This is a genomic window from Nonomuraea sp. NPDC047529 (assembly GCF_040642995.1).
Lineage (GTDB): Bacteria > Actinomycetota > Actinomycetes > Streptosporangiales > Streptosporangiaceae > Nonomuraea.
Map to the genome: position 1 here is coordinate 48,104 of NZ_JBEYTJ010000021.1, position 15,900 is coordinate 64,003.

Annotated in this window: 15 protein-coding genes; 4 read left to right on the forward strand and 11 right to left on the reverse strand. The window is 72.4% G+C overall.

The features are described from left to right. Window positions 1-29 precede the first annotated feature (29 nt). Window positions 30-869: an alpha/beta hydrolase gene (locus ABZ815_RS29545; RefSeq protein WP_357703533.1), complete on the reverse strand. Its 840-nt coding sequence runs from the start codon at window positions 867-869 to the stop codon at window positions 30-32. Window positions 870-938: 69 nt separating this feature from the next. Here ABZ815_RS29545 and ABZ815_RS29550 point away from each other — a divergent pair, with 69 nt between their 5' ends. Beyond that, window positions 939-1,901, forward strand: a complete 963-nt coding sequence (locus ABZ815_RS29550; RefSeq protein WP_357703535.1) for a DUF5937 family protein — start codon at window positions 939-941, stop codon at window positions 1,899-1,901. 150 nt (window positions 1,902-2,051) lie between these two features. Here ABZ815_RS29550 and ABZ815_RS29555 read toward each other — a convergent pair whose 3' ends face one another. Continuing rightward, complete coding sequence (locus ABZ815_RS29555; RefSeq protein WP_357703538.1) at window positions 2,052-2,579, reverse strand: EF-hand domain-containing protein; 528 nt, start codon at window positions 2,577-2,579, stop codon at window positions 2,052-2,054. A gap of 145 nt (window positions 2,580-2,724) precedes the next feature. On the opposite strand from ABZ815_RS29555, the gene ABZ815_RS29560 reads away from it, so the two are divergent. Continuing rightward, on the forward strand, window positions 2,725-3,690 hold the full coding sequence (locus ABZ815_RS29560) for a Gfo/Idh/MocA family oxidoreductase (protein WP_357703540.1): 966 nt from the start codon (window positions 2,725-2,727) through the stop codon (window positions 3,688-3,690). A 72-nt stretch (window positions 3,691-3,762) separates the two neighbouring features. After that, complete coding sequence (locus tag ABZ815_RS29565; protein WP_357703542.1) at window positions 3,763-4,032, forward strand: hypothetical protein; 270 nt, start codon at window positions 3,763-3,765, stop codon at window positions 4,030-4,032. 56 nt (window positions 4,033-4,088) lie between these two features. On the opposite strand, the gene ABZ815_RS29570 is transcribed toward ABZ815_RS29565, so the two are convergent. The 6 genes from ABZ815_RS29570 to ABZ815_RS29595 are packed head-to-tail and all read right to left on the reverse strand — an operon-like array spanning window position 4,089 to window position 10,595. Beyond that, window positions 4,089-5,441 (reverse strand): carboxylesterase family protein, encoded by a 1,353-nt coding sequence (locus ABZ815_RS29570; RefSeq protein WP_357703545.1) that lies wholly within the window; start codon window positions 5,439-5,441, stop codon window positions 4,089-4,091. Then, entirely contained in the window at window positions 5,438-6,760 is a 1,323-nt protein-coding gene (locus ABZ815_RS29575; RefSeq protein WP_357703548.1) for a M28 family peptidase, read from the reverse strand. The genes ABZ815_RS29570 and ABZ815_RS29575 overlap by 4 nt, the downstream gene beginning before the upstream one ends. Further along, entirely contained in the window at window positions 6,757-7,557 is an 801-nt protein-coding gene (locus ABZ815_RS29580; RefSeq protein WP_357703550.1) for a carbohydrate ABC transporter permease, read from the reverse strand. Before ABZ815_RS29580 ends, ABZ815_RS29575 begins: the two co-directional genes overlap by 4 nt. After that, a complete protein-coding gene (locus tag ABZ815_RS29585) occupies window positions 7,554-8,477 on the reverse strand; it encodes a sugar ABC transporter permease (protein WP_357703553.1) in 924 nt (307 codons plus the stop codon). Before ABZ815_RS29585 ends, ABZ815_RS29580 begins: the two co-directional genes overlap by 4 nt. After that, window positions 8,474-9,727, reverse strand: a complete 1,254-nt coding sequence (locus tag ABZ815_RS29590; RefSeq protein WP_357703555.1) for an extracellular solute-binding protein — start codon at window positions 9,725-9,727, stop codon at window positions 8,474-8,476. Before ABZ815_RS29590 ends, ABZ815_RS29585 begins: the two co-directional genes overlap by 4 nt. 10 nt (window positions 9,728-9,737) lie before the next feature. After that, on the reverse strand, window positions 9,738-10,595 hold the full coding sequence (locus ABZ815_RS29595; protein WP_357703556.1) for an alpha/beta hydrolase: 858 nt from the start codon (window positions 10,593-10,595) through the stop codon (window positions 9,738-9,740). A 66-nt stretch (window positions 10,596-10,661) separates the two neighbouring features. Between ABZ815_RS29595 and ABZ815_RS29600 the strand changes: the two genes are divergently transcribed. Then, window positions 10,662-11,348: a TetR/AcrR family transcriptional regulator gene (locus tag ABZ815_RS29600; protein WP_357703558.1), complete on the forward strand. Its 687-nt coding sequence runs from the start codon at window positions 10,662-10,664 to the stop codon at window positions 11,346-11,348. Here the strand turns inward: ABZ815_RS29600 and ABZ815_RS29605 are convergent. From ABZ815_RS29605 to ABZ815_RS29615, 3 genes are all read right to left on the reverse strand, one after another. Then, complete coding sequence (locus ABZ815_RS29605; protein ID WP_357703561.1) at window positions 11,318-13,192, reverse strand: hypothetical protein; 1,875 nt, start codon at window positions 13,190-13,192, stop codon at window positions 11,318-11,320. The two genes, ABZ815_RS29600 and ABZ815_RS29605, sit on opposite strands and share 31 nt — an antisense overlap. A gap of 20 nt (window positions 13,193-13,212) precedes the next feature. After that, on the reverse strand, window positions 13,213-14,796 hold the full coding sequence (locus ABZ815_RS29610; protein WP_357703563.1) for a hypothetical protein: 1,584 nt from the start codon (window positions 14,794-14,796) through the stop codon (window positions 13,213-13,215). Between the two features lie 68 nt (window positions 14,797-14,864). Next, complete coding sequence (locus ABZ815_RS29615; RefSeq protein ID WP_357703565.1) at window positions 14,865-15,875, reverse strand: LacI family DNA-binding transcriptional regulator; 1,011 nt, start codon at window positions 15,873-15,875, stop codon at window positions 14,865-14,867. Between the last annotated feature and the right edge of the window lie 25 nt (window positions 15,876-15,900).

Here is a 15,900-nt window from a genome sequence, read left to right on the forward strand (position 1 = left end):
TTTCACGCCCTCCGCGACACCTGTCGGCCCTACCGCAGGAACGCCGACGTGGTGGCCACGAACCGGTCGGCGTCGTCGAGCCACGGGAAGTGCCCGGCCCGCGCCTGGACGACGAGCTCCGCGTGCGGGAACAGCCCGGCGAGCTCGATCACCGCGACGGGAGGGGAGTTCAGGTCCACCTCCCCCGCGACCACCTGCACCGGCGAGGTGAAGCGGGCGAGGGCGGCGCGGGTGGCGCCGGGGTCGAAGGCGCCCTCGGAGCCGAAGACCGCCGCCGCCTCGTCGTTGCGCTGCTCGTCCTCGGCGGCCCTGTGCGCCTGGGCCGTCTCGTCCCAGCGGCCGTACCAGAACGGCGCGATGGCCCGGAAGGCGTCGCCGGTGGCCTGTCCGGCCATGACGCTCTCCAGTGCCGCGGACGCCGCCGGGAACCAGGGCTCGCCCTCGCGCAGCCGGGCGATCTCCTTCCGGACGTCTGCGCTGATCGGGATGCCGACGGCGGCGACGCTCGGGGCGATCAGGGCGAGCCTGCCGACGCGTTCCGGGAAGCGGGTCGCGTACAGCAGGGCCAGGTTCGTGCCCGCGGAATGGGCGAGCAGGTCCATCCGGTCGAGTCCGAGGTGCTCGCGCAGGGCTTCGACGTCCTCGACCAGGCGGTCGCAACGGTAGGAGGCGGTGTCGTCCGGCACGGCGGACCGTCCGGTGCCCCGCAGGTCCGTCATGACGAGCTGCCGGTGCGCCGGGAGACCTCCGAGGTCGCCGAGATAGGCGGAAGCCTGCATCGGCCCGCCGGGCAGGCAGACCACGGGGGCGCCGTCGCCGAACCTGTGAAAGGCGAGCTCGGTGCCGTCGTAGGAGGTGAAGAAGTGCATGCTCCGCAGCCTGCGGGAGACCGGCACGGCTCGGCTATCGTTTAGCCACAGCTACATGATGAGGGTCGGATGGCGGTCGAGATCAGGTTCACCGCGGCGTCGGTCGCCAAGGTGCGATTCGCCGTCTCACCGCTGGGCGAGACGGTGCTGGCGCTGCGGATCCTGCTGGGCACGGGCGGCCACGCCGTCCATCGGCCCTGGGTGCGCCAGGCGCGTCCGCTGCTGGCGGGCGAACGCGAGCTGCCGCTGTTGCGGGCGCTGATCTCCGGACCGCTGCCGTCGTTCCTGTTCCCCACGCCGAGGGAGCGCCTGCCCTCGATGGCGTCCGAACTGGACCTGGTACGGGCCACGCCGGAGGACTTCTTCCGGCAGGAGTACGGCGCGGTCCTGGGCATGCCGGCCGAGAACGCCCCCGAGCCCGCGACCGTGCTGCCGCGGCTGGCCGAGGCGCTGCGTCGCTGCCACGAGCTGCTGATCGCGCCACAGTGGGGCCGGATGTGCGCCGTTCTGGAGGCCGACATCGGGCGGCGCGCGCTGACCCTGGTGGAGGGCGGGGTGCAGGCGCTGTTCACCGAGCTGCACCGGGACATCGCCTGGGACGACGACCAGCTCGTGGTGCACGGCCGGCGCGCTCCGCACTCCGTGCACACGGTCGACACCGGCGGGCACGGCCTGGTCCTGCAACCCAGCGTCTTCAACTGGCCGGACGTGGGCGTCGACAAGGCCCCGGTCACCGCCGCGTCGATCCGCTACCCGGCGACGGGCGTCGGCCTGCTCTGGGAGTCGCCCCCACCGGCGCTGACGGGCCTGGCCCCCGTGCTCGGCCACACGAGGACGCAGATTCTCGCCGCCCTGGCCGAACCCCTGGCGACCGCGGCGCTGGCCACCCGCCTGGGCATCACGCCGAGCGCGGTCTCCCAACACCTGGGCGCGTTGCGCGGGGCCGGTCTGGTGTCCACGCAACGCAAGGGCCGCACCGCCCTCCACCTGCGCACGGACCGCGCGACCCACCTGCTGGGCGGCCCACCGTGAGCTGAGCAGGCCGTACAGCAGGTCGGCGGCCTCCTCCGGCGGACAGACAACCCACCCCAGCCCCAATGACGGGGCCAAGCTCTGACAGCGCGCCCCGGCGCCGGGAACGGGGCCGGGGCGTTTCCCTGCCGTCCGGCAGCCGAGGGCGCGTTACTCCGCCAGGGCGCCGAAGACGTAGGAGCCGGGGGCGTCCGGGTCGTCGCCGGCCCAGAACTCCGTCCAGTGGACGCGGAACTCGTCGCGGGTGAGGTGGCCGTCGCCGTCCAGGTCGAGGCGCGGGAAGATCTCGTCGGTCGTCGAGGGCGCGCCGTTCCACGTCTCGATGAGCGCGCCGTACTCCGAACGGGAGATCAGGCCGTCGCCGTTGAGGTCGATGGCCTCGAACATGGCGTCGGCGGTGCCGGCGACGGCGTCGGCCAGGTCGCCGAGCCCGTCCACGACGTGGAGCACCTGGTCGAGCGAGACGGCCTCGTCGCCGTCGGGGCCGGAGGCGGCCCGCAGCACCGGCCACCAGCCCGTCATGACGGAGACCAGCCGCTCCGGCGGCACGGACCCCGCGACGGCCGTCCAGCGGTGGGCGAGCGCCTGGAAGTCGGCCTGGGTCAGCCGGCCGTCGCCGTCCAGGTCCATCGCCCGGAAGACTCCGCCGACCTTCTTGCGCTGGAACTCACTGGCCACTTCTGCCTCCACTCTTGGGAAGACTCAATGCTGTCGAGGCATTACCAACCGTGACCATAGTCATTTGAGTGACGAATACGTTACGGATCGTGGCTGCCGAGCACTCGAAGCGGCGAGGCGGCGACGCCCCAGGAGATGCGCAACAGTGGCAAGCGATTGCCACGCAACCCTGCCCACGTTCGTGGAGAAACCGCTGGCCACCACCGTGGACGACGCCGACCGCGTCCTGGAGGCGGCCCGCGCCCACGGCGCCCGCCTGTACGTCGGCCACAACATGCGTCACATGCCGGTCGTCCGCGAGATGCGCTCGCTGATCGGGCAGGGCGCGATCGGCGAGGTGACGGCCGTCTGGTGCCGCCACTTCGTCGGCCACGGCGGCGACTACTACTTCAAGGACTGGCACGCCGACCGCCGCAACACCACCGGCCTGCTGCTGCAGAAGGGCGCCCACGACCTCGACGTCATCCACTGGCTGGCCGGTTCGCGCACCGGCCTGGTGACGGCCATGGGCTCCCTGGGCGTCTACGGCCGCGTCACGGACCGCTCGCCCGGCCTGGACGAGCACTGGTTCGACCCCGGGCGCAACTGGCCGCCGCTCAGCCAGCGCGGCCTCAACCCGGTCATCGACGTGGAGGACCTGTCGATGGTCCTGATGCGGCTGGACAACGGCGTGCAGGCCAGCTACCAGCAGTGCCACTACACGCCCGACTACTGGCGCAACTACACGGTGATCGGCACCGAGGGCAGGCTGGAGAACTTCGGCGACCATCGGGGCACCGGCGTCGTACGGGTGTGGAACAGGCGCCGGCGCGACTACGACGCCGACGGCGACCTGGTCGTCACCGTGCCCGAGGCCGAAGGCGGGCACGGCGGGGCCGACCGGGCGCTGATGACGGAGTTCCTCCGCTTCGCCAGGGACGGCGGGGCCACCGACACCTCGCCCGTGGCCGCCCGGGACGCCGTGGCGGCGGCGTACCACGCGACCCTGTCGCTCCGCTCGGGGTCCACGCCGTGCGCGGTGCCGCCGGTATCCCCTGAGGTATCGGCCTATTTCGCGATCCAGGACGCTGGAATCACCGGGGGCGGCGTAGGGCGAGTGCCGGGCGCATGATTATGATCAAGATCGCGGCGGAAATGATCTACCGTTCCGCCGTGATGGCCGCCCCACCCCCGAAGGGATGCTATGCCCAAGCTCACCCGTGCCGCCGCGACCACGTTCGCGGCGGTCGCCCTGGCCGCGACCTGCTCCGCGCTGACCGCGCCCGCCAGCTCCGCGACCACCTCCGCCACGTCGTCCACCTCGGTCGCGGCGTCCACCTGGATCAAGTACGGCGACTACTCCAGCGAGGCGAAGTGCGTCGCCAAGGGCAAGCAGCTCAAGGCCAGCGGCGCCTACCTGTCGTACTTCTGCGAGTACACCGGTTTCTTCACGCTGATGGTCCTGACCAGGTAGTCGCCTGACCACCTCCGGCCCGGAGGTCATCTCCTCCGGGCCGGCGGTCTCGAACCTCACCCGCCGGCGGGCTCACCGAAGATCATGGTGTGCCCGAGCGGCCAGCCGGGGTCGCCGGTGCGGGCGAAACGCACCCAGGCGGCGTGCATCGCGTCGGCCACCGCCTGCGGCGCGTCCGGCCCCGCGGTGCGTGCGACGCCGGGCGCGTCCAGCACGTCGAAGACGAACGGCAGGTCGAGGTTGTGCACCGCGCCCACGCGTCCGCCGCCGACCGGGCTCTCGACGGGCGACTCCCACCGGAACTCGTAGCCGTGGGCGGGCCTGGCCTCGCGGATCCAGCGGGTCTCGCGGGTGAACAGGTGCTCGGTGACGGCGCGTCCGACGCGTTCGGCGGGCGTGCGGCCGGGTTCGTCCACCTGGACGCCGAGATGGTCCAGCAGGGCCTGCGCACCGGCCTCGTCGACATCGGCGGCCATCCGGCGGACGAACACGTCGGCCTCCTGGGACGTGCAGCCGACCAGCAGGGGCAGAGCCCCGCTCGCGCCCGCGCGCAGGGCGGCCAGCGGGACGTCCGGGATCAGGTCGCCGTCCACGACCGGCTTGACCGGCACCGACTCGTTCAGCCCGCCGGAGTCGCCGGTCAGCGGCGGCGGCTGTTCGGCGACGAGCGCCTCGGGGGACAGCGCGGCGAAGGCCGACCTGGTCGGGGCGATGCCCAGCCGGGCGGCGAGCGCCTTGGCATGATCGCGGGCCTCCTGCTCGCCGGCGACCAGGGTGGCCGAGCCGCTCATCACGATCGCGCGATGGAACAGCCCCTCGGCGCGGGGCATCGTCAACAGGGTGGCGACGGCGGCGGCGCCCGCCGACTGCCCGGCGACCGTCACGTTGCCGGGGTCGCCGCCGAAGGCCGCGATGTTGTCGCGCACCCACTCCAGCGCGGCCAGCCAGTCGAGGACGCCCCGGTTGAGCGGGGCGTCCTCCAGGGCCAGGAAGCCCTCGAAGCCGAGCCGGTAGTTGACGGCCACGCAGACCACGCCGTCGCGGGCGAAGCGGTGGCCCTGGTGCCAGGCCGCCCCGTTGCCGCCGATGGAGAACGCGCCGCCGTGGATCCAGACCAGGACGGGCAGCCCCGCCGGGCCGGTCCGCGGGGTGCGCACGTCGAGGTTGAGGCAGTCCTCGCCGGCCTGGAAGACGTCGGGCGCGTACAGGCCGATGTCCTCACCGGCCGCCTGCGGGGCGGCGGGGCCGCGCGTGACGGCGGGCCGCACGCCGTCCCACGCCGGTGGCGGGACGGGCGCGCCGAAGCGGTGCTCGCCGAAGGGCGGGGCGGCGTACGGCACCCCGAGAAAGGCGAGCACCCCCTCCTCGACCATGCCCTCGACCAGCCCCGACGCGGTACGCACGATCATGCCCGGCGCCATCCGGCCGTCCCTTCGACGATTCTGACGGCCGCCCGGGTGAGCGGCTCAAGCCCGGCCTCGTCCACCTTGTCCAGGGTGTCGGCCGAGTCGAACAGGTACATGGGAGCCGACAGGAAGTGCACGAGCGGCACCCCTTCGGGATGGAAGAAGGCCCCGTCGGTGGGCGGCATCGGCGAGAACACGTCCGGCGGCAGCACGAACGAGCGTCTCAGGTCCTCCGCGACGAGGGCCGCCGCCACCAGGCTCTCCAGCTCCGGCTTCCTGCTGGTGAACCACCAGCGGGTCTCGGGGTCGCCGGTGGGCGTGAGCTCGCCGTCCTCGACCACGCACCGCCGGGCGGCGTGCTCCAGGTGGAGCTGGAGGACGACGTCGTCCAGCAGGCCGCGGTTGTCCTCGATGAAGGCCCGGGTGCCGGCGGCGTGCGCCATGTGGCCCGCGGTCAGCAGGAAGAGCAGGTTGTGCGGCCGGTCGCGCTCGGGCACCGCGGCCCAGTACTGGGCGGCGGCCAGCACCAGCGCGATCCCGGAGGCGTCCTCGACGGCCGAGGCCCAGGGCGCGTCGTGGTGCGAGCCGATGATCACCCACTGGTCGGAGCGGCCGGGGAGCGTGCCGATCACGTTGTGCGAGACGGCCGGGCCCGTCTCCGACTCGACGGTGAGCGTGCCCGTGCAGGGCCCCTCGTCGACCAGGTCGAGCACCCGGCGCGAGTCGCCGCCCGACAGCCAGACGGCCGGCAGGTCGCGGTGGACGGCGTCGTAGGGCACGTAGTAGTCGCGGGTCTCCCACGGCACCCCGGTCAGCGCGCCCGCGAAGGCGGCGGCGCCGCCGTCGATGACGCCCTGGAGGACGTCGAGGTGGTCGAGCTGGAACGGCAGCGTCTGGACCAGCTCGCCGAAGACGTCCTCGGGGTCGTGCACGGCCGTCGCCAGGTCCCTGACGTAGGACTGCGGCAGCTCGGTGAAGGCGTACTCGGGCACGACGATCGCCCCCGGCACGACCTCGCGGCTGACCGGCGCGCGCACGACCGCCTTCGGCGTGGTGTAGGGCAGGGCGGAGGCCGCCACCCGGACGCCCCTGGACGGGTCGGCGTCCAGGCACACCTCCAGGGCCGCCGTCACCGGCCGCCAGACGGGCAGCTCGACCGGCGTCAGCCGGACGTCGCGCAGCCCGAACCCGGTGAAGCGCTCGGCCGCCCACGCGGCGGTCCAGTCGTCGGCCGGGTAGCCGGGACGCCTGACGCCCCGCGCGGTGACCGTCTCGATCCACGCCATCATCCGCGCGGCGCCGGGGACCAGGTCCGGGATCATCGTTTCAGCCCTCCGAAGGTGAGCCCCGCCACGTAGTAGCGCTGCAGCGCGACCATGAGGACGAACGGCGGCACGGCGGTGACCAGTGCCGCGGTGGTGGTCAGGTGGTAGGTGACGCCGACCTCGCTCTGGAAGTTGGCCAGCCCCACCGGCAACGGCCACAGCTCCTGCTCGTTGGCCACGATCAGCGGCCACAGCAGGTTGTCCCACTGCGCCAGGAAATGCACCAGGAACAGGGTGATGAGCGCCGGCTTGAGCAGCGGCACGGCGATGCGCGCGAAGATGCGGAACTCCCCCGCGCCGTCGACCCGCGCGGCCAGCAGCAGCTCCTTGGGGATGCCGAGGGCGAACTGCCGCACCAGGAAGACGCCGAACGCGCTGATCATGCCCGGCACCATCATGCCCTGGAACGTGTTGACCCAGCCGAGCTCCTTCACGATGAGGAACACCGGGATGACCAGGACCATCGGCGTGAGCGCCAGCGTGCCGACGACCAGCGCGAACAGCAGGCGGCGGCCGGGGAAGGACAGCTGGGCCATCGCATGCCCGGCGGCGGCCGAGAAGATCACGTCCAGGACGGCGGTGCCGACGCACAGGATGAGGCTGTTGCGCAGGTACGTGGGCAGGTTGCCGTCGCCGAACAGCACCCCGATGTTCTCGGGCAGGTGGAAGCCGTTGAAGACCAGCCCGCGCAGGTCGGTGTCGTCGGGCGCCGAGGCGACCACGATCATGGCGTAGACCGGCAGCAGCATGAACCCGACCGCGACGATCAGCCAGGCGGTACGCAGGACCCTCATTCGTCGCCGCCCTTCAGGAACGTGAACTGCAGCGCCGAGACGATCACCATGGCGGCCAGCAGCACCATGCCCATCGCGGCGGCGTAGCCCATGTGCTCGTAGGGGAAGGCGTTGGCCCAGATGTAGTAGGGCAGCACCTGGGTGGCGTCGGCGGGCCCGCCGCCGGTGAGCAGGAAGGCGGGCACGAACGCCTGCATCGATCCGGCCACCGAGATGACCAGGACGAACAGCAGGGTCCTGCGCAGCAGCGGGAGCGTGATCCGGGTGAACGTGGTCACCGGCCCCGAGCCGTCGATGGCGGCGGCCTCGTACACCTCGCCGGGCAGCGCCTGCAGCCCGGCGGTCAGGATGATCACGAACAGTCCCATGCTCTTCCAGACGACCATCACGACCAGCGCCCAGATGGCCAGGCCGGAGCTGGTCAGCCAGGACTGCGGCGCGACCCCGACCAGGCCGAGCAGGGTGTTGGCCAGGCCGCGGTCGGAGTAGATGATCACCCAGACCATCGACGTCGCGGCGAGCGGCATCACGGCCGGGATCATGACGAGCGCCCTGAGCCAGCGGTTGAGCCGTCCCGGCCTGCTCAGCGGCACGGCCACCAGCAGGGCCAGCACGATCGTCGGGACGACCGTGCAGACCGTGTAGACGACGGTGATCCACGCCGAGTTGAGGAAGCCGGGATCGGCGAACATGCGCTCGTAGTTGGCCAGCCCGATCCAGTTGGGCGTCCCGGCCATCTCGTAATCGGTGAAGCTGAGATAGATCGCCGACAGGAACGGGACAAGCCAGAACACCACGAAGAAGACGGCCACCGGCAGGGTCAGCGCCACGCCCGCCGTGGCCTCGGGACGGGCCCTGACCCTGCCGAGCACGCCCACCGGCCCACGCGGACGGGCTCCGACCTCGCCGAGCACGCTCACAGGGCCGGCCGCACGGCGGCGTCGAAGGTCGCCGCGGCCTCGGCGGGGGTCGCCTTGCCGTGCGCGACGGAGTCCACGGCGCCGGCCGCGGCCTTCGCCAGTTCGAGGGTGCCGGGGATGATCGGGCCGAAGTCGACGTGCGGGAGGCTGTCGGCGACGATCGTCATGATCTCGGACTTGCCGCGCGGCCCGGCGTCGCGCCAGCCCTTGGTGGGGATGATGATGCCGTTGTCCAGGTTGGCCGTCACCGACGGGCCGCCCTGGAGGTAGTTGACGAGGTGCCAGGCGGTGAACTGGTTGGGCGAGTCCTTGGCCACGCCCCAGCCCCAGGTGTAGGCGGGCACGACGGACGGGCCGCCGGCCCAGGTGGGCATGGGCGCGACGCCGTACTGCTTGCCGAAGGTGAGCTTGTCCTTGCCGAGCTTCTCCAGCGCCGGGCCGAGGAAGGCGCCGCTGACGACCATGGCGGCCTGGCCGGAGTAGAACAGGCCGAGCGCGCCCAGCGGGTTGGAGAGCTTGGGGTTGCCGATCCCCGACATGTACGTCAGGGCGCCGATGCCCTGCTCGGTGGCGAGCGACGCCTTCGTGCCGCCCGCCGTGACGAGTTCGCCGCCCTTGCCGCGGACGAGGGCGGTCAGCGCCATGAGGGCCCACTGCGGGTCGCCATAGAGCCATTGGAGGCCGACCCGCGCGCGGTCCTTCGAGGTGAGCTTGGCGCTGTACTCGGCGATCTCCTCCCAGGTCGCCGGAGGCTTGTCGGGGTCGAGCCCGGCCTGCTCGAACCGGTCCTTGCGGTAGTAGAGCATGCAGGGGTTGAAGTCGATGGGCACGCCGTAGGGAACGTCCTGATAGGTGAGCGGGGTGGTCGTGCCCGGCTCGTAGTTCTGCAGCGGCAGCGCCTTGGTGTCGACGGGCGCGAGCCGCTGCTTCCTGGCGTGGGCGGGGAAGCTCCAGTGGCCGATCTTGAAGACGTCGGGCGGGGCGCCGCCGCTGAAGGCGGTCAGCAGTTTGGCGTCGAGCTGGCCCACGGGCAGGTAGAGCAGCTTCACGTCGACCTTGAACTCGGCGATGTAGCGGTGCACGAGATCCTGGAACTGCTGGCCGGTGTCCTGCGAGCCGTGCAGCCAGACGGTGACCTCGCCGCGCGGCCCGCCGCCCGCGGCCTGCTGCCGGGGCTGGTCCTTGCCGCATCCGGCGAGCAGGGTGAGCGCGCCGGCGGCGAGGAGCCCACGCCGCGTCAGATCCGCCATGGTGGTTCTCCTAGGTGAGGTTCTTGAGCGCCTGGTTCTGCCAGGCGGTGTTGGTGGGGAGCTCGGGGGCGCCGCCGGTGAACGCCGCGCGGGCCTGGGCGTCGGCCTGGAGGCGGTACCTCAACCAGGCGGTCACGTAGCCGAGGAAGCCGCCGCCGGTGTTCTGGATGTCGTTGTGCCCGGCGCCCTTGAGCAGCGCCCGGCCCGCTCCGGCGGTGGCCTGGTCGTAGTAGCCCTGGACGGTCCCGGCCGAGGAGATCAGCCAGTCGTCCGCGCCGCTGAGGAAGAGCACCGGGCAGGTCAGGGCGGCCACCGAGAACTCGTCTCCGGGGCTGGCCATCCACTGCGCGGGCACGGCGATCGGCACGACGGTCTTGATCAGCCCGGCGGAGTGGTTGGCCGCGTTGACGACCCCGCCCGCGCCCTGGGAGTGGCCGACGGCGCCGACCTGGGCGGTGTTCAGCTTGCCGTGGAAGACGCTGGCGGGGTCGCCGCCGAGGCCGACGAGGTGCTGGGCGGCGGCGAGGATCTCGGCGCCGGTGCCCGTGGTGGTGTCGGTGGAGGCGACCACCGCGAAGCCCCAGGAGGCCAGGTGGTTGAGCAGCCCCGGATAGTTGTCGGGGGTGGCCCACGAGCCGTTGCCCCAGGTCACGATCGGGTGGGTGACGCCGCCCGCTCCCAGGTCGGCCGGGTAGTAGAGCCGGTGGCCGCCCGAGGTGCCGGTGGCGACCTGCCACGGACCCGTCGCCTTGTAGGTCGTCTCGATGGTGGAGGCGGCGCCGGCCTCGGTGGTCCACGACAGGAATCCGGCCGACATGAGGCCGAGTGCCCCTGCCCGCAACGCCTGCCGACGGGTGAAGTTCTCCATGGTCACCTCGTGGGATATTTGGAGACGTGAACGTCTCCTAAGAGAGGGAAGTACGATCGGTGAGCGATGTCAAGAGATGAACAGAAGGAAGTTCCGGCGGTCCGGCCACTTCCCAGAGGGCGGCACGGGCTCTCCCCCGACACGGTTCGCGAGTCCCAGCGCGACCGCCTCGTGGAGGCCATGCTGCGGCTCGTCGCGCGGCGCGGCTACGCCGCCACGAGCGTCCCGGACGTGATCGCCGCCGCGCGGGTCTCGCGCAACGCCTTCTACGCCCAGTTCGCCGACAAGGAGGCGTGCTTCCTCGCCGGGTGCGAGCGCGACCTGCCCGACATGATCGACGCGATCCACACGGCCGCGTCGGGCACGGGCGGCCGCTGGCGCGAGGCGTTGCGGCTGGGCATGGTCGCCTATCTGAGCTGGTGGCAGGAGCGCCCGGAGTACGCGCAGGCGTACTTCGTGGAGCTGCCCAGGGCGGGCGAGCGGGCCGTCGAGCAGCGTGACGCCGCCTACCGGCCCTTCCTGGACATGCTCGGGGCGCTGGCCGCGCGGGCCAGGGCGGAGGATCCCGCGCTGCCGCCGCTGCGCGCCCCGATCCCCCGCCTGATCGTCTACGGGACCACCGAGTACGTCGCCTCGGAGGTGCGCGCGGGCCGCGCCGCCACCCTGACGTCGTCGGCCGGCGACCTCTACCACTACACGGTCGCCCTGCTCGCGGGCCCCGATCACGGCATGGCGACCACCCCTTCCGCCTGAACCTGCCAGCCTTCGGGGAAACACCCCTCCGCCGCCATGTGGGCGACGGCGGCCAGCAGACCGCCGTTGCCCGGCAGGTAGAGCGGCAGCAGGCCGGCCCACTGGTGGTTGTGGCCGCCGGCCAGGTAGGTGTTCTTCGGGGCGTCCATCAGCAGCGCGTCCACGGCCGTGGCGGGCTCGCCGAGCCGGGCCGCGCACAGGGCGAGCATCGGGAAGTCCCAGCCCCAGGCGCTCTCCCAGTCCCAGTCGGCGAGCACGTCGTGCAGGGTGGCCCGCATGATTTCGGGGTCGATCAGCGGGGTGGGCGGCACGAACCCGAGCGCGCCGGTCATCGAGGGATGGTCGGTCCTGACCGTGTACGGCTCCACGCCGACGGCCGCGTAGACGCCGTCGCGCACCAGCGGCCGGGCCAGGCCGTCCAGGACCCGCGCCCACTCCGGGTCCGGGTCGAGGCCGAGCAGGCCCCGCCACCGCTGGGCCGTCTCCAGCCCCCACCACCAGTAGGCCAGCTCGAACGCGGGATCGCGCACCGTCCGCCTGGACTCGTGGTAGGACTCCTGCGCCGGGACCAGCGGCGGCCCCAGATGCCCGCCGCCGGCGAAGGAGGCCATGAACTCGGCCGTCTCGAACACCAGGTCCCGGTAGTCCTCCAGCGCCCCCGGGCGGGCCCGGCGGAGCAGCTCGGCGAAGTAGATCAGGTGCGGCTGCTGCCAGATGATGAACGCGCCGATCTCGCTCGGGCTCTCCCGGCCCTCCGGCCCCACCTGCTTGGGCCAGCGGGCGCCGCGGAACCCCTGCCGCGCGGCCGTGGCCCTGGCCCGCGGCAGGATCGAGCGGTACCACGGCAGGCTGCGCTCCAGCAGCTCCGGCCTGCCCCACAGGACGAAATGGGCGGCGTGCCACCAGTGCATCTCCAGGTGGAACTTGCCGCTCCAGGAGTTGACGACCAGCCCGGTCTCCTGCGGCGGGGTGGAGCCCGCGCAGTTGACCGCGGTGAGGTACTGCGAGAGCACGACCCGGCGTTCGAGCTCGGGCGCCCGCGGGTCGGTGCTGCCCTCGAAGCTCACCGCTCCGCCGCTCGTCCAGAACCGCTCCCAGTGGGCGGCGGCGGCCGTACGGACCTGGGAGAAGGACGGCAGGGCGGCGCCGACGGGCTCGCGGGCGAACTCGACGACGAGCTCCAGCTCGTCGCCCTGGATCAGGTACACGTGCGGGCCGGGCGAGGTGAGCCGCGCCGGTCCGGTCCACTCGGCCGCCACGTGGTAGCGGTCCTGATCCAGGACGCGGGTGAAGTCGCAGCGCGAGCCGCGCTGGCTGCACGTGGTGCTGTGCCGGTCGGGTCTGTCCCAGTCGGCGGTGGTGTGCCAGCCGTCGCTGGCGTAGGGGAAGGCGATCCTGATCCCCGTGCCGCCCACCACGCGTACGGCCAGCAGGTCCCGCTCGGGATGGCAGACCGTCTCCACCTCGTACGGCAGGCCGCCCAGCTCGAACGAGCTGGACAGCGTGCCGGTCCACAGGTCGAGGGTCTGCGCCGACCGGCCGAGCGCGGCGCTCTCGTCGGCGTCGAGGCCGATCCGCCCGAGATGCAGGCGGTGCGGGTTCACGTGCAGCCAGCCGCCCGCCTCGGTGGCCGGATACAGGTCCGGATAGCCGACGCCGTCGTAGTCGGTGAGCGCGTCCTCCAGCACGTGGCCCTTGGGGTTGGGCATCGTGTGCCAGCCCCACTGCGCCTGCGTGCCCAGCGGCGCGAAGGTCTGCAGCCCGGTGGCGTCGGCGGTGAAGGCGAACTCCCCGTTTCCCACGGTGAGCGGGCACCCGGCGTCGGCGACGGTGTGCCGGCGCACGAGTGCCCTCCTGTCCACGCTCACGCACACCCCGGCGTGCCGGAGGCGCGCTGCTGGCGCATGGCGGTCACGTCGCCCGCCACGTCCGACTGGGCCATCGGGCCGAGGTCGAGCACGACGTCGGTGAAGGCGAGCGACGCCTTGCGCATCACCGGCAGGTCGATCGCCTCGACGCCGAACTGCGGCGAGAACAGCGTCTTGGGCGCGGCGATGGGCGCGATGACGGGCAGCAGGTGCTGGTTGTACGGCGTGCCCTCGCCGCCGAAGCTGCAGTGGCGCGGGACCGTGGCGAGGTCGGCGGCCGACAGGCCCTTCAGGATCGCGGTGCGCCGCACGTCCCAGTACTCGATGTGGCCCTTGACGAGCTCGCGCAGCGGCGTGCTCTCGCTGACGGGGACCCACAGCAGCTCGGTGAGGTTGGGGCTGGCGACGAGCTGCTTGCCCGGCAGGCCGTTCGGCCTGGCGACCGCGTCGTAACGCTTGGCGCCGAGGTGTTCGAGCACGACGACGGAGGAGACCTTGCCCTGGTCGTACTCGGCGTCGAGCTGGGCGGCGAGCTGGCCCGCGCCGCCCTCCCGGACGTCGGGACCGGTCAGGTGCTGGTAGAGGTGGCCGGTCACGAACGCGAACTGCACGGTCCGCGGACGGCACGCCACCGGCAGCGACGACAGGTAGCGGGCCATCTCGATCATGGTGAGCGGGCCGTTGTCCCACACCGGGCTCATGCCGTCGGTGTGGCTCTCCACGACGATCTTCTGGGCGCTCCCGCCGGGCAGCGTGGCGAGCAGGGTGCGGGTGGTCGTCGGCGTCCAGGCGGCGTTCACGGTCAGCGCGGCCTGCACCGGCTGCCCGGCGGCCAGCGCGTCCTTGATCTGCTTGCCCTGGTCGGCGCCGACGTACGCGCCGGGCACGCCGTACGGCAGGCCCTCGTAGGGCGCGTACATGTCCTTGATCTGGGCGTGCGGGAGCTGGCTGATCTCGATCACGCCCAGCGCGCCCGCGGCGGCGGCCGCCTTGAGGTCGGCGTCGGCGGCGGCCGGGGCCTCCATCGACTCCGAGCCGAGCAGGTTGATCGTCATGCCCGGGTCGTACATGGAGTAGCCGAGCGTGGGCGGATAGAACAGCAGGTTGGGCACGTTGGTCCAGGGCAGGTCCCGGACGACGATCTTTCCGGCGGCGTTGGCCGCGGTGATGTTCGTCCCCGCGGCCAGGTGGACGAGCGGCGCCGAGACGCCACCCGCACCGGTCGAGGACGAGAACGGCACGGGCGCCGCGACCTGCACGGACGTGCCGCCGACGGTCAGGCCGGTGCCGAGGTTGTCCCAGCGGTCGATGGCGTAGGGCATGGAGGAGAGCTGGAGGCCGGGGATGGCCGCCATCTCCTGCTCCAGCCAGTCGACGTAGCCGGCGTGCGCGGCGGAGCCGGTCGGCCGGGGCCCGAACGCCTTCTGCTGCCCGGCCAGGGTGCCCAGGCGGGCCTCGGAGGCGAACGCGGCGGGGTCGACCCTGGCCGGGCAGGTGGTCGCGGCGGCCGGCCGGGCGAAGGCCGGTTGCGCGGGCGCGACCAGCGGGAGGAGAAGGGCTAGGAGAGCGAGTCGTCTCACGTGGGGGTCCTTCCATCGAATCGTTTTAATGCATGGTCCGCGGCAGTCCCCCGACGTGCGGCCGGCCCTCAGTGGCGAGGTGGTCCTGTGGTCCCGCGGACGATCAGCGTGGGCGACACCGACGACGCCACCGATCGCGTGCGTCCTTCGATGCGCTCGACGAGCAGGCGCGCGGCGGTCGCCCCGATCACCCGTCCGTCCTGGTCGACGCTGGTGAGCGAGATGCGTTTGAGCGAGGCGATGCCGATGTTGTCGTATCCGGCGACGGAGAGGTCCTCCGGCACCGACAGGCCCGCCTCGTCGGCGGCGCGCAGCACGCCGAGCGCCGCGATGTCGGCCCCGGCGAAGATCGCGGTGGGCCGGTCGTCGCGGGCGAGCAGTTCCCGCGCGCCCTCGAAGCCGCCCTCCTCGGTGAAGGAGGTGGCCAGCACGTCGTCGGCGAGCCCGTGGGCGCGCATCGCCTGGCGGTAGCCTTCGGCGCGCACCATGTGCGGCAGTCCCTGAGCGCGGGCCCGCTCCAGGTGGGTGATGTGGGCGATCCGGGTGTGCCCGAGCCCGACCAGGTGGTCGACCACGAGCCGGGCCCCCATCACGTCGTCGTCGACGACCGCGTCGTAGGCCGCGGCGCCGCCGTGCCTGCCCACCACGACGACCGGGGCGGCCGCCGCGATGACGGCGAGTTCGGCGTCCGTCATGACCGGCGAGATCAGGATGAGCCCGTCCATGCTCCGGTCGATCATGGCGTCGGTCATCCTGGCCTGCGTCTTGGGCTCGATCCCGCCGGGTCCGAGCAGCACCTGGTACTCGGTGTCGCCCAGCCGGCCGGTGATGCCCTCGATGATGTCGGGGAAGAACGGGTTGCGCGTGTCGGAGAGCATGACGCCGAGGGTGTAGGTGCGTCCACGCAGGGCGCGGGCCGCGGCGTGCGGGCGGTAGCCCAGCTCGTCGATGGCCTGCGTCACCTTGGCCTGCATCTCCGCGCTCACGCCGTAGGCCCCGCGTACCACCTTGGACACGGCGGCCGTGGAGACCCCGGCCCGCCTGGCCACATCGGCGATCGTCACTCGTCCGCTCGTCACACGCCGTCCTTCATGTGTCCCTGTA